Raw genomic sequence first — 13,585 nt, 5'->3', positions numbered from 1 at the left:
CAACCCCAATGCCAGCCGATACAATCATCTCTGGCGGGATGGTTTTCGATGGCTCCGGCGCTGCTGGAACGATCACCGATCTTGCTCTGCGTGATGGCATGATTGTTTATATCGGCCCGGATGCCGACTCGCGCTTCGCGGCAACGAGAACCATCGACGCCACCGACCTGATCGTCGCGCCCGGCTTTATTGATCCGCACACCCACGCTGGATCCGATCTTGCCTCAAGCGACACCAGCCGCCGTGCCAATCTGCCTTTTACATTTCAGGGGGTAACGACTGTGGTGGTTGGCAACGACGGCGGCGGCAAGCCTGACATTGCCGATCTCGCCAGAGCCGCAACCGCAAATGGCATTGGCACCAATGTTGCCTATCTGGTCGGTTTCGGCCCTGTGCGCGAAGCGGTATTAGAGACATCGAACCGCGCACCCAGCCGCAAAGAACTTGCGCAGATGGAAAGCATCACCCGCGCGGCCATGTGCGAGGGCGCGTGGGGGTTCTCGACGGGACTGTATTACGTTCCGCAAAGCTATTCAGAAACCGAAGAAGTGATCGCGCTGGCGAAAGTCGCTCGTGAAACCGGCGGTTATTACGACACCCATATGCGCGATGAGAGCACCTATAACGTGACCGTTACGGGCGCCCTCGCCGAAACTCTCGAAATCGGTCGCCGAGCAGAAATACCCGTCCACATCGCACATATCAAAGCGCTCGGCCCAGCTGTCTGGGGGCACAGCGCAAAGATGATCGCGATGATAGAGACTGCACAGGCCGGGGGTCAGAAGGTTACTGCCGATCAATATCCGTGGGAGGCTTCGGGTACCCGCATCTCAAGCGCGCTCGTGCCGCGAGAGGCGCTCGAAGGCGGGTTGCTCGCATTGCGTGAGCGGCTCGATGATCCGGCACAGCTCGCCGCTATCCGCGCAGGTGTTGTCGCGGCAATAGAGCGGCGCGGCGGGGCCGATCGCCTGCTTATCACTGGATCGCTCTCGGGCTCGGACGTTCCGGTTGGTAAAACTCTGCAAGAGCTCGGCGCGATGCGGAACATGCAGCCAGCCGACGCAGCTATTGAGGTGTTGCGATCTGGAGATGCCCGCCTTGCCTCTTTCAATATGAACCCTGCTGACATTGCCGCGTTTGCCGGGCAGGATTGGGTCGTCACCGGATCGGACGGAACCAGCGGCCATCCGCGCAAGTATGGCAGTTTCCCCAAAGCATTTCGCAATTTGGTAACCGGCGCACCAAAAATGGAACTTGCCCGCTTTATCCGGCGATCGAGCGGCAAGACGGCGGATATAATCGGCCTAAAGCGGCGCGGTTATCTGAGGTCCGGTTATCACGCCGACATAGTGGTATTTGACCCTTCTACGTTTGCGCCCAACGCCGATTACTCCGCTCCGCGTGAGCTTTCTAGCGGGGTCGAGCACCTTTACGTCAATGGCGTGCCTGTCATTACAGGCGGTACCTACACCGGCGCGCTGCCCGGCGCACCTTTGCTCAAGGATACGCAATGCTGAAAACCTGGTTCGGGATCAAACTATGGCAGCGCGTTCTGGGCGCGCTTGTGCTGGGGATTGTCGCAGGCCTGTATCTGGGCGAAGCGGCCGAAAGCATCCGCTGGATCGGCGATCTGTTTATCCGCGCAATCCGCATGCTCATTGTACCGCTCATCTTTTTCTCGCTTGTGTCAGGCATCGCCGCCCTCGGAGATCTTAAAAAGCTTGGGAGCGTAGGCGGTAAGGCTCTTGGCTTGTTCTTGTTCACCGCGCTCGCCTCGATCACGCTCGGGCTGACGATGGGAACGGTTTTCGAACCTGGCGTCGGGCTTAATGGTACGCTGGCAGCAGGCGCCGACATCATTGAACCGCCGATCCTAAGCTGGACCGAGCGATTGCTCGAGCTGATCCCTGAAAATCCGGTGATGACCATGGCAGAAGGGCAGATCCTGCCGCTCATCATCTTCGCAATGCTGTTCGGCATTTCGCTCTTGATGGCGGGCGAAGAGGCCGCGCCGATTATCAAAGCTGTCGATGCAGGCGCTGCCGTTATGCAGCAGATGACGATGATCGTGATGGAATTGACCCCGTTCGGCGTATTTGCGTTAATGGCGTGGGTCACGGGCACGTTCGGGTTTGAGGCACTCGCTCCGCTCGCGACTATGGTCGCGCTCAATTATGCGGGCTGTTTCATCATTATCCTGCTGGTTTACCCGCTGATCCTTCGCACGATCGCAAAATTGCCTGTGATGGATTTCTATCGCGGGATTTTTGATGCGCAGGCCGTCGCATTCTCGACCGCATCTTCCAACGCTGCGCTTCCTGTCACCCTGCGCTGTGTTCAGCGCAATCTGGGTGTTTCCCGCTCTGTATCCAGCTTTGTCGTCGCGCTGGGGGCAACCATCAACATGAACGGCACAGCGATGTATCTCGGGCTGGTCGCGGTCTTTGGCGCGCAGCTTTACGGGATTGAATTGACCTTTGCATCGTATCTTATGATCGCGCTCACTGCGACGCTCGGATCGGTCGGCGCCGCGGGCATTCCTGGCTCCGGCCTGATCATGATGGGACTTGTGCTAAGCGCGATTGGCGTACCGCTGGAAACCATCGCATTTGTCGCTGGTATCAATCACATCATGGATATGATGCGCACGATGACCAATGTGACGGGTGATGCAACTATCGCTGTCGCTGTTGGCCGGATGGCAGGCGAGATTGACGTTGAGGAATACGAATCCGCCGACGATATCTGACATTCAGACGCTGACCAGTTCAGCAAGGCGCTCCCCCGATCCCATCGCTAAAGTCCATCCGAGCGCGCCGTGTCCGGTGTTGATCGCAAGCGTTTTGCTGGCCCGCCTAATCACCGGCTGGGAATTGGGCGTAACTGGCCTCAAACCAGTCCAGAACTTTCCTGCTTTGGCATAGTCACCGCCATTGGCCAGACATTCACGGGCCGCATTTACCAACCAATGAGCGCGTTCAGGATCGATCTCTCGCGAGGCATTGCCGAGCTCGGCAATGCCGGCAACGCGCATACGGTCGCCCAGATTTGTGAAGACCAGACGGCGTTTCCCATCGGTCACGGAGATACGCGGCGATCCGCCGGTCAGCGGCATCTCGAACGAATACCCCTTCATCGGCTGCAGCGGAACGCTGTGTTGCAAAGGGGCAAGCAAATGATTGCTGTCGGCCGCCGAAGCGACAACCGCCAGGTCAGCTGTCTCCGCATCGCCATTTGCCAAAGTAACCACGGTGCCGTTTTTCAAAGCAGTAATCGCTGTGACGGGGCATTCGAAACGCGCCGTTACATCATATTTCTCGATCAGGATTTGCAGCAAGCCCCGGCTGAACATCAGGGGATCGCCTACTTCCTCAGACGGTGTCGATATGGCGCCGGTAACGGCGGTATCCAGACCCGGCAGCGCGCGATCAAGCCGCGATAGATCAGCCCGCGCCAATATCTGCTGCTGGCAGCCCGCCGCACCTTTCAACGCCCGCATAACCTCGGCTTGCCTGCGGTCTTTGCTCGAATACAGCAGGTGAATTTTGCCGGCGATGCGATGCGCGAATTTGATTGTGTGCTGTTCCCGCAGGCGGTCCATCGCCAGCCGGGATTCTGCTGCCAAATTCAGAACAGCAATTGTATTCTGTCGGAATTTTCCTGCCGTGCAATTCAGCGCAAATCTGACAAGCCACGATGCGTAATCTGCGTCCATGGGCAATCGGAAAGACACCCCGCCTTTGCCAGCCATCAACGAAGGCAGAGAAGCCAGCAACGCCGGACTCCCAAGTGCGTCGGTGTAGCAATAGCTCAGCTGCGCACCGTTGGCATAACTGGTCTCCATCGCGGGGCCACTGGCACGATCGACGATCGTCACCCTCCACCCGCGCCGCGCCAAGGCGTACGCAGAAGCGATGCCAATTACCCCAGCGCCAATTATGATTGCACTTTGCCCCACACATCATCCCCGTTGGTTCCGACACAGTAAGATTTTGCAGCGCGCATCACTGGCGGGCCATGATCGATTGACGCGGCTGCCATAAATGCGGTCTATGGGCCCAAGGGGGAGCCACGCTTTGACGTTCAAAAATGGGAAATTCGCGCTAACGGCCAGCGCAGTCGCAATTTGCGCAATCGCATCGCCCGTCAGCGCCTCCGAATGCCGCGTTGCTCCGGTGCGCGCGCTGTTCGAGTACGATGCGCAAACCCAGATCATTCTCGATGTTGAGGCAGCCATGGCCCGCGCACAGGCCGCTCACGGCGTGATCCCCGCCGAGGCGGCTGCGGAAATCAGCGAGAAAGCGCAAGTCGCTTTGATCCCGCAATCAATGTTTGACGCGACCTATGATGTGGTTCGGCACCGCATGGTCGCACTGCTCGCTGTCTGGCGCGAAAGTCTAAATGATGCAGGCGATCAATATGTGCATTACGGCGCAACCACGGTTGATATCTACGGCACGGCGACGGTGCTCCAGATGGACCGCGTTTTGACAGAGCTCGATACCTGTCTTGCTGGGACGATTGACGTGATGTCCACGCTGGCCAGAGAGCACAAGCACACTCCGATGATTGGACGGACGCTTGGCCAGCATGCCCAGCCGATCACTTTCGGTAAAAAAGTCAGCGCATGGATCGGTGAATATTCGCGCCACCGCGCACGTCTTTCCGAATTGCGTGCCCGCGTCAGGCGATCGGCTACTTTAAAAGGGCCGGTCGGCAATTATTCGGGGCTTGGCGACAAGGCGATTGAAGTCGAGCAAAGTTTTGCCAGCGAGCTCGGCCTTGATCGGGCGGACCTCGCCGACTGGAGCGGAACTCGTGATGTCATTGCCGAATACGGGCTTATGCTCGGCCTGATCGCACGCTCGCATCAACGGATTGGACAGGAGGTGTTCCTTCTTCAGGGCACCGACATCGCCGAAGTCAGCGAGGCGCAGCGCGCCGGTGTCGTCGGCTCAAGCTCGATGCCGCATAAACGCAACCCGCGCGATCCAGAACGGTTGGTCCATGCTGGTCGCACTATTCCGCGTCTCGCCGAAGTGCTCGGGGATGATGTCGTCAATTTGTTCGAGCGGGATAATACGTCTCGCCTTACGCCCGTGATAGAAGAAATCTCGATAACCTCTGTCGATGCTGTTCGCAGGCTCAACGCTTTGCTTGCCGGGCTGGAAGTGGACACGGACAGAATGCGCGCCAATATTGATCGGACCCGCGGCTTTGCCATGTCGCAAAGGATCGCGTTCGCGCTGTCCGAATATATGCCGCGCGTCGAAGCCGAAACGTTGACCAAAAAAGTCGTCGCAAATGCGCTGGCAGCCGATACCGATTTTATCACCGCGCTACTGGCCGAGCCGAAGGTCACAGCCCATTTTGACCTGCCGGCCTTATCCGAACTGCTCGATCCAACCCGCATCGATGCGCCTGCAATTCTACAGGTCGAACGAGTTGTAAGTGACGCCAATGATCCGGGAGCAGAACGATAGACAACAACACAAACCTGCGCCCTGCATGGGCGATCTGGGCGTTTCGTCTGAGCGGTCTTGCGGCTGCCATGCTGGTCTACACCTTGCTTGCGCCGGCGGACATGTCGGGAGACGCACGGATTGTCGCCGCGATTGCGACGCTGATGGCGGTGTGGTGGATGACAGAGGCAGTGCCCCTGGCTGCCACTTCCTTGCTTCCCATCATCCTCATCCCTGCACTCACCGAGCGCGGCGTGGGCGAGACGACTGCCTCCTATGCCAGCCCAATTGTATTTCTGTTCCTCGGCGGGTTTCTGATCGCAATCGCGATGGAAAAATGGGGCCTCCATCGCAGGATCGCGCTGTGGACGCTGGGAAAAGTAGGTATTTCGCCGCGCCGGATTGTGCTCGGTATGATGCTGGCGACAGGGTTCCTGTCCATGTGGGTGTCGAACACTGCGACGACGCTGATGATGCTGCCCATCGGGTTTTCGGTTTTGGCCTTGGTGTCCGGGCGAAGCATGGCAGATGGCGCGCCCGCGGCCGGTGACGACATCGACCCACAAGTCACAAACTTTGGCGTGTGTCTTGTTCTTGCGATTGCTTGGTCGGCCAGCATGGGCGGGCTTGGCACTTTGTTGGGCAGTCCGCCCAACGCCATCATTGCAGGCTATGCGAGTGACGAGCTTGGTATCGACATTGGGTTTGTCGAATGGATGATGCTCGGCGTGCCGCTCGCATTGACGTTTATCGGGATCGGATGGGTGCTGATGACGCGGGTGCTATACCGCTTTGAGTTGGACGAGATACCGGGCGGCAAAAATTTGATTGCGGGCGAGATCGCCAAACTTGGCTCCATGTCGCAGGGCGAGAAAATGGTCGCGCTTGTATTTGGCGGGGCAGCGTTCCTCTGGATCGTTCCAGGGTTGATTTCTGAACTGCCCTCGGTTGCTGCTGCTGCGCCTTGGCTAGGCGGATTGAGCGATGCAGCTATCGCAATCGCCGCAGGCCTCGCGCTGTTCATGCTGCCGGGCAAAGGCAACAACCGTATGGTGCTCGATTGGCAAGATGCAGAGCGCGGGCTGCCGTGGGGCGTACTTCTGCTATTTGGCGGCGGCTTAAGCCTTGCCGGAGCCGTTGCCGGTACGGGTCTGGATGACTGGTTTGGTCAACAGGTTTCAGGCCTTGCCACGCTGCCCACAATCCTGATCATCGGATGCGTCGTTGGCATCGTGCTGTTCCTTACGGAGGTTACAAGCAACACGGCGACCGCTGCCACATTCATTCCAGTTCTGGGCGGTGTTGCGCTGGGTGTTGGGATGGACCCGATGGGTCTGCTGGTTCCAGCCGCTTTCGCTGCGACCTGCGCCTTTATGCTGCCGGTCGGCACGCCGCCCAATGCGATCGCATTCAGTACGGGTGTGGTCACGATCCCGCAAATGGCGCGAGGCGGATTTGTGCTCAATCTGATCGGGATCGCGCTGGTGACGGGATTTGTATATTGGCTCGGCGGGTGGGCTATGGGCCTCGATTTCAGCTAGGCCTCACTCAACCAAATCATAGGCGCCGGCTGCCATTCCGTCATTCGAATGCGCGACGTCCGAAATGATGCGCAGTGACCAGCCAAACTCCCAACCCTGTTGCTCTGCAAGAGCCTTTGCGGCGGTGAAGAATGACTGCCCGCGTGCAAAGCGGTGCGGCCCTTGTCGCATCGCTCCGTGACTGCGATTGAGCGAGCGGTGATCGGGATCGGTATCCTGATCGCCGAGCAGAATGACGACATCTTTCGCAAGTGCGATCCGCAGGTGCTCCTCGCTCGCAGGCGTGCCTTTCAGGCCAAACGGGAAATCAACATCCAAATCGGCAAAGCTGTACCAACCGGCATTGGCCGCAAGGTATCTTTTGGCGCGGACCTCTGGTTTCAAAAGCAGGAAACGGTGCACGAATTGCGAGCCTGCCGAATGGCCGAAAATGGTGTAGCGTGTCTGCTCGCCGCCGATCTGGCGGACAATATCATCGAACATCGGCTCGATAGCCGAAAAGCTCCATAAAGCTTCGTCACGCGGCGTATCGTCGCCCTGCGCAAACAGCGAACCCAGATTATAATTGCGCGATCTGGGGAAATTGTCCTGTGAAAACTCGGGAGCGATTACGATAAAGCCGCCCTTGTCTGCTTCATCGATCCATTCATCGCGGTATCGGTCAGCATCACGGCGAACGCCATGCATGACGAACAGGATCGGAGCAGTCTTCTGATTGATGCCGGGTGGTACATAGGTCCAGACTTGCAAACTTGGACCAACCCAATCGCTAAACAGAAATTTGTCGGTGCCGTAAGCAAGGCCAGATTTCACCGCCTGCGCCTTTTCACGATGCGATGCGGCTTTAGCATTGTCGGTTGGGTGAAGGCCGGCCATGACGATGAGCATGAATGCCAGAAGCCTGCCAAAAAGATGCACTGAATTCTTCATTCTTGACCTCTGAAATTCGCCTCAGCCCTTCTTAAGCGGCGAGAAAATCCGGTCAACGTGCAGCATGTCATCCAATGGTTCTGTGAAAGCAGGTGCACGCCTTCTTGGCATTTTGGCTTAACTGCAATTCGAAAATCGGTGCCCCGTGACGTTCGCATTGGCGGGGTCAACTGCTCCAAGAAAGGTGGGAGCGATACTGGTCGAAAGATGATGCCAGCAGCGGTTTGAGGAGGTGCCGCAGCTTACCGCTGCTTTGCTGCCTTTTCCGCCAAAAAAAACGCGGCAATGTGTTCGCAGTGAACGTTGGCGGATAAATGCCCGGGTCACAGTCAGACAGCGAAGCGATGCCGGACTCGGGATTGATCGCAACCCCCTTGGTTCACAGCCCGCCAGACAAAAGCGGCTTCGTCTCTACATCTGGAGAACACCTCAACGACGTGCCACCGCTTATTTCAAAGACTGCGTATTCGGCTAATCGCGGGAATTTGATACTTGCAGCGACCACTGGCCCCACCTCAGGTTTGGCTGATCCTGGCAGCTTCCGACAGGGCTTGGTGTGACAATTTGCGACAAGTCGTTGCTTGCACTTATTGGCTACCCATGATCTTCTAGAGTTAAGTACAGGAGGTCCCATGACTAACCATTCGTGGAGTATTGTTACGACGCGGTTTGGCTATGGACAAAGGCCTTCTGCTCGCCCGAATGGTTCACCAAAAGCGTGGTTGAGCAGGCAGGTCCAGAACTATGACCCCAGACCAGCCAGGATTATGGGGCTTCCAGATTCAGAGGCCATAACTCGGCAGTTTTCGGACTTTCGGCTTCGTCGTGATCAAGACGCAGAGGCCAAACGTGCGGCAAGGCGTGCCTTGCGCAGCCACGTCCAAGACGCAATCGCTGCGCGGATCGAATTGGCGGTGCACACTACGGCCCCCTTTACAGAGCGGTTGGTGCAATTCTGGGCCAATCATTTCGCAGTCTCAACTGAAAAGCCGGGCGCTGGACCGCTCGCCGGAAGCTTTGAGGCAGAAGCGATACGGCCTTACATCCTGGGCCGTTTTGCCGACATGCTACGCGCGGCCGAAACCCATCCATCAATGCTGATCTATCTTGATCAAGCCGGTTCCATCGGACCGAACAGCCGGCGCGGCCAAGCCGCCGCTCGGCGCGGCAGAAGGCGGGTCGGCCTGAACGAGAATCTCGCGCGCGAAATTTTAGAACTGCATACGCTTGGGGTGCGTTCGGGATACACACAGGCCGACGTGACCGCTTTCGCCAAAGCGTTGACCGGCCACACGGTCCCGGTCTTACGACGTTTCGAACAAGATAAAATCTATGGGTTCGATCCCTCGCTGCATGAACCCGGTCCCAAAACCGTGCTTGGTAAAACCTATCGGGACGAAGGGTCCCGCGAGGCCATGCGCATCCTGAATGATCTTGCGGATCACCCTGCGACGGCTCGGCATCTGGCGACCAAACTGGCGCGGCATTTCTCGGCCGATATTCCGCCGCCTGCCTTGGTCAGCAGGCTTGAGGAAAGCTTCCTTGCGACAGGAGGCGATTTGGGCGCGATGACGCTAACCCTGATCGAAGCACCAGAGGTCTGGGCCGAGACGCGTCAGAAATTTCTTACGCCATGGGAGTGGGCGATCGCATCCCTGCGCGCCATAGATACCGATGAATTCGACCCTTTGCGGGCGCGGCGTATGATCGTCAATCTGGGGCAGGATTTATGGCAGCCCGGCTCACCGGCAGGATTTGAAGACAAGGCCTCGAAATGGGCCGCGCCAGAAACCCTGCACCGGCGCGTGGAAGCGGCTCAAACTATAGGCAGGCTTGGCGCGCGGCACGATGCGCGGACCCTTGGCCCGATGCTTTATTCTGGGATCTGGAGCGAGAACAGCGCGACTGCGGTCGCTCGTGCAGAAAGCCCGGCGCAGGCGATGGCGTTGATGTTGGCAAGCCCGGAGGCAATGTGGCGATGATAATAAACCGGCGGAACATGCTCGGCGGTTCAGCCGCCATAGTCGGTGCAACGATGTTACCCAAACTTGCCTTTGCCGCTGGCGGCGGCGGGTCAAAACGGCTCGTTTTTGTGCTACAGCGCGGCGCGGCGGATGGCCTGGGCATCATCGCGCCTGTGGGCGACCCGAGCTATGCGGGCCTGCGCGGCGCGCTGGCAGAGGATTACGCGGATGCTCCGCTCATCGGGGGGCTTTTCGCGCTTCACCCCGCCCTTGAACGTTCTGCTGCGATGTTTGCAGCCGGAGAGATGATGGCGGTCCATGCGGTCGCCTCCACTTACCGCGACCGGTCGCATTTTGACGGGCAGAACGTGCTCGAAAGCGGCGGAACCCGACCTTACGAACGCAAGGATGGCTGGCTCAACCGTCTCGTCGGGTTGCTGCCCGAGGCGGAGGCTTCGGGCATTGCCATCGCCCAGAACATTCCGTTGGCGCTGCAAGGGACGCATAAGGCTGGCTCCTACGCGCCTTCGCGGCTGCCCGATGCGGCGGACGATTACATGCGCCGGGTTGCCCAGCTTTATATGGGTGATGAGCGGCTGCATATGCTGTGGGAAGAAAGCCTTGCGACCCGCGCCATGGCCGAAGGCATGAATGGCAGCGGCAATATGCGCCAGGCCGCGGATGTGGGGGCGTTGGCTGCGCGCATGTTATCGGGCGAAGATAGTGCGCGCATCGCCATGATCGAGACCACGGGCTGGGACACGCACAATGGCCAGAGCCGGCGGCTGGACCGCGAATTGAGCAAGCTCGACACGCTGATTGAAGCGCTAAAAGTGGGTTTGGGTGAGTTGTGGGCTGATACAATGGTGATCGTCGCGACTGAATTCGGGCGCACGGCCTCCATCAACGGGACCAGTGGGACCGATCACGGCACCGGCTCTACCACCCTGCTCTACGGCGGGTCGCTGGGCGGCGGCAAAGTGCTCGGCGATTGGCCCGGCCTGAGGCAGAGCGACCTTTATCAGGCGCGCGATCTTAGACCGACCAGCGCATTAGAAGATGTAATCGCCTCGACTTGTTCCAGCCATTTTACACTCGATCCGGAACTAACCAAACGTACGCTTTTTCCCGGACGTTAGCGCGCCCGGTTACGCCGCCTATTTTTGCGGAGCGCTATCGTAAGCAAGCCTGAATCCGACATTTGAAGCGCCGAGGCCCACATCGCGGCCTTGCCGGCTTTCAGGCCGATAGCGCTGGCAATAATTCGGCGCACATAGATAACTGCCCCCCTTCATCACGCGGCTGGCAAATCCGGGATTGAGCGGGTCATAGGCGGCATTTTCGCTGGGCCCGCGGGGATTGTCTTGATCTGCCGGATCATGGCCTGGACGGAAATGATCGGCGGTCACTTCCCAAACATTACCGACCATATCGTAAAGGCCGTTTGCGTTGGGTTCAAAGCAGCCAACCGGCGCAATTCCCTTAAACCCGTCACTGCCTTCATTGACGACCGGGAACACACCCTGCCAGCTATTCGCAAGACGCGGATCGGGCTGTTCTGTGTATTTTTCTGCGCCTGCACTGGCCGCATATTCCCACTCGGCTTCGGTCGGAATACGCCCGCCCTTCCAATCGGCATAAGCGCGCATATCGTCCCATGCCAGATGCACCACCGGCTGATCTGGCTCTGCATCGGGGCCTTGCGGGCCATAGGGTTTGCGCCAATTCGCGCCAGGGACATATGCCCACCAATCGCCATAATTGCGCGACGGGCGATCTGGCGGGGTGAAAACGGCGGAGCCAGCCTGCAGCATGAAGGGCGGAATTTGCTCGACCGGAACACCGAATTGCGCCGGATCGACCGGTTTTTCAGCCACAGTTTTGAAATCCGTCGCCGCCGCAAATTCGGCGAACTGGCGGTTGGTCACTTCATGAGGATCGATCCAGAAACCATCAACTGTTGTTTCCCGTTCAAGGCCTTCCTCTGCATAGACAGCGTTGCTGCCCATGATGAACGTTCCACCGTCAATCCGTACACGCACGCTAGCGGGGGTTTTGCAGGTGATTGCCGAGGCAAAGTCGCTCGCTGCGGTCGGCAACGGTTCACCGTTTTCCTCACCTTCCGAGGCGCTGCACGCCGCTAAGCTAAGCGCGGCACCAGCCGCGATTGCACCGCGCGTTACCAACGTGAGCGCCAGATTGGCTGCCGGATTGAATGCCGGATTGAAATTGCTGATCGGGAATCGTGTCATGGGGCCGGTTTAGCGCTGGCTGGCCGACCGTGTCACGGGTCCATTATCACCCAGCAGATACATCCGCCGGTCATCCGTACCGCGCGCTCTTTCGGCAACCACCACGCGCGCATCGGGGTGCGCGTTGCGAATGAAGCTGCTGATCGCGAAACTTGCCCTGTCACGGACCAGAAGCTCGCGTGTCTGCGTAAAGCTGGCACCGGCATCATCGCTTTCCCACCACGCGATCATACCGTCGCCATTGCGGTTCTGCGATGCGAGCAGAAAACGTACATTGTCGCTGTTATCGACCACCAGATCGCCATTCCCGATCGGCAGTTTGGTCGATTTTCCGCCAATCCACTCGCTGCCGGTCCAGCGATAATGGCGCATCTGTTTGGGGCCGCCCACTTTGGACACGCCCAGATCCTCACCCATGGTGATACCGATATGGGGATGCCCTTGATCATCAAGCGCCACAGATGCGTTGAAAGACCACAGATCGCCCGATTTCGCGACAAGCGCCTTGTCCTCGGCAACCTCGCGCGTCAATGGCATCGGCAGCTGTTCGCCCTCGATATTGCGCCAGCTGCCATCGCCTGTATCAAAGACCATATAGAACAGATCCTGACGGTTGGCCGTGTGACCGCGCGCATCAGGCGCGCCTGCTCCGTCCCAGCACAGATGATAATCAAAGCTGACGATGATCTCATCGCCCTGTCCCTTGGTCACATAGGGATACCAGCTGTCGACGGCCTGCATATCGGTGCGGCGTTTATGCTTAAGGAAAGACACAGGCTCGCTAAAGGTGCGGCCATTGTCGGTTGATTTGTGATACACCCAATCGCTGCGATGGGCACCATGACGATAGAACAGATAGATATCGCCATTATCCATCTTCACCACTTGATTATAGGTGCCGAAAGGCGGGATCGTATCCAGCTCCTCCCATTCGGTGATATCGTAAGGGCGTTTGGAAACCACATGCTTATTCTCACCATAGTGGTGATTGCCGAGCGGATTCTCCCCCAATTCGGGCGTGCCGCCATGGCCGCCGAAAAAGATATGGATATAGCCCGCATCATCGATGATCAGGGTCGGCTTGCCGTGATTGTCGATCTTGCGGGTGGGGTCTTTACCCATCGCGCTGATGCCGGCTTTGAACGGTCCGCTCCATTCGCCGGTTTCGTGATCGTATGACGCGACATAGGGATCTTCGAGCGGGCCTTGATAGCTCACATAGGTGATGCCGTCCTTATATTCCCCGGCTGGGTGCTGAACCACGGCAACCGCATTTCCCAAACCGTTATCCGCGAAATAGTCGGTCTGCGCGGCGGTCTGTGCCGAGGCGCTTTGCGGGCCATAAGCGGCGCTGCATCCCGAAAGCCCGGCGATGCCAACCGTCAATGCAGCCGCAAGGAAAAGAGAGTGTTTCATGTGATCGTCCGTGAGTGAGG

The 13,585-nt window shown here is 58.4% G+C and carries 10 protein-coding genes; 6 read left to right on the top strand and 4 right to left on the bottom strand.

Annotation, left to right across the window (positions count from 1 at the left end; genetic code table 11):
- The first annotated feature begins 8 nt into the window (after positions 1 to 8).
- Together FGU71_RS09795 and FGU71_RS09790 are read left to right on the top strand one after the other, a co-directional pair.
- Positions 9 to 1,517 (top strand): N-acyl-D-amino-acid deacylase family protein, encoded by a 1,509-nt coding sequence (locus FGU71_RS09795; RefSeq protein ID WP_185960264.1) that lies wholly within the window; start codon positions 9 to 11, stop codon positions 1,515 to 1,517.
- Entirely contained in the window at positions 1,511 to 2,749 is a 1,239-nt protein-coding gene (locus FGU71_RS09790) for a dicarboxylate/amino acid:cation symporter (RefSeq protein WP_142788393.1), read from the top strand. Before FGU71_RS09795 ends, FGU71_RS09790 begins: the two co-directional genes overlap by 7 nt.
- A 3-nt stretch (positions 2,750 to 2,752) precedes the next feature.
- On the opposite strand, the gene FGU71_RS09785 is transcribed toward FGU71_RS09790, so the two are convergent.
- Entirely contained in the window at positions 2,753 to 3,958 is a 1,206-nt protein-coding gene (locus FGU71_RS09785; protein WP_142788392.1) for an FAD-dependent oxidoreductase, read from the bottom strand.
- A gap of 118 nt (positions 3,959 to 4,076) precedes the next feature.
- Between FGU71_RS09785 and FGU71_RS09780 the strand changes: the two genes are divergently transcribed.
- Together FGU71_RS09780 and FGU71_RS09775 are read left to right on the top strand one after the other, a co-directional pair.
- Positions 4,077 to 5,483 carry a lyase family protein gene (locus tag FGU71_RS09780; protein WP_185960263.1) on the top strand — a complete coding sequence of 469 codons (1,407 nt, stop codon included), beginning with the start codon at positions 4,077 to 4,079 and terminating at the stop codon, positions 5,481 to 5,483.
- On the top strand, positions 5,480 to 7,003 hold the full coding sequence (locus FGU71_RS09775; RefSeq protein ID WP_267901826.1) for an SLC13 family permease: 1,524 nt from the start codon (positions 5,480 to 5,482) through the stop codon (positions 7,001 to 7,003). Before FGU71_RS09780 ends, FGU71_RS09775 begins: the two co-directional genes overlap by 4 nt.
- 3 nt (positions 7,004 to 7,006) lie before the next feature.
- Here the strand turns inward: FGU71_RS09775 and FGU71_RS09770 are convergent, their stop codons facing one another.
- Positions 7,007 to 7,933 (bottom strand): alpha/beta hydrolase, encoded by a 927-nt coding sequence (locus FGU71_RS09770; protein ID WP_142788389.1) that lies wholly within the window; start codon positions 7,931 to 7,933, stop codon positions 7,007 to 7,009.
- 632 nt (positions 7,934 to 8,565) lie between these two features.
- On the opposite strand from FGU71_RS09770, the gene FGU71_RS09765 reads away from it, so the two are divergent.
- Both FGU71_RS09765 and FGU71_RS09760 read left to right on the top strand, forming a co-directional pair.
- Positions 8,566 to 9,915 (top strand): DUF1800 domain-containing protein, encoded by a 1,350-nt coding sequence (locus FGU71_RS09765; RefSeq protein ID WP_142788388.1) that lies wholly within the window; start codon positions 8,566 to 8,568, stop codon positions 9,913 to 9,915.
- Positions 9,912 to 11,036 (top strand): DUF1501 domain-containing protein, encoded by a 1,125-nt coding sequence (locus FGU71_RS09760; protein WP_142789082.1) that lies wholly within the window; start codon positions 9,912 to 9,914, stop codon positions 11,034 to 11,036. Before FGU71_RS09765 ends, FGU71_RS09760 begins: the two co-directional genes overlap by 4 nt.
- Positions 11,037 to 11,054: 18 nt before the next feature.
- On the opposite strand, the gene FGU71_RS09755 is transcribed toward FGU71_RS09760, so the two are convergent.
- Together FGU71_RS09755 and FGU71_RS09750 are read right to left on the bottom strand one after the other, a co-directional pair.
- On the bottom strand, positions 11,055 to 12,149 hold the full coding sequence (locus tag FGU71_RS09755) for a formylglycine-generating enzyme family protein (protein ID WP_142788387.1): 1,095 nt from the start codon (positions 12,147 to 12,149) through the stop codon (positions 11,055 to 11,057).
- 9 nt (positions 12,150 to 12,158) lie between these two features.
- Positions 12,159 to 13,565, bottom strand: a complete 1,407-nt coding sequence (locus tag FGU71_RS09750) for a BNR-4 repeat-containing protein (RefSeq protein ID WP_142788386.1) — start codon at positions 13,563 to 13,565, stop codon at positions 12,159 to 12,161.
- Positions 13,566 to 13,585: the final 20 nt, after the last annotated feature.

Source organism: Erythrobacter insulae, assembly GCF_007004095.1.
GTDB classification, from domain to species: Bacteria; Pseudomonadota; Alphaproteobacteria; order Sphingomonadales; family Sphingomonadaceae; genus Erythrobacter; species Erythrobacter insulae.
The sequence above is the reverse complement of the archived record's forward strand: the minus strand, read 5'-3'. Positions and strand labels throughout refer to the sequence as shown.

Bases quoted from the DNA above. Each gene is read 5' to 3' on its own strand.
- FGU71_RS09795 (WP_185960264.1), top strand. From the start codon at position 9: ATGCCAGCCGATACAATCATCTCTGGCGGGATGGTTTTCGATGGCTCC.
- FGU71_RS09790 (WP_142788393.1), top strand. From the start codon at position 1,511: ATGCTGAAAACCTGGTTCGGGATCAAACTATGGCAGCGCGTTCTGGGC.
- FGU71_RS09770 (WP_142788389.1), bottom strand. From the start codon at position 7,933: ATGAAGAATTCAGTGCATCTTTTTGGCAGGCTTCTGGCATTCATGCTC.
- FGU71_RS09765 (WP_142788388.1), top strand. From the start codon at position 8,566: ATGACTAACCATTCGTGGAGTATTGTTACGACGCGGTTTGGCTATGGA.
- FGU71_RS09760 (WP_142789082.1), top strand. From the start codon at position 9,912: ATGATAATAAACCGGCGGAACATGCTCGGCGGTTCAGCCGCCATAGTC.
- FGU71_RS09755 (WP_142788387.1), bottom strand. From the start codon at position 12,149: ATGACACGATTCCCGATCAGCAATTTCAATCCGGCATTCAATCCGGCA.
- FGU71_RS09750 (WP_142788386.1), bottom strand. From the start codon at position 13,565: ATGAAACACTCTCTTTTCCTTGCGGCTGCATTGACGGTTGGCATCGCC.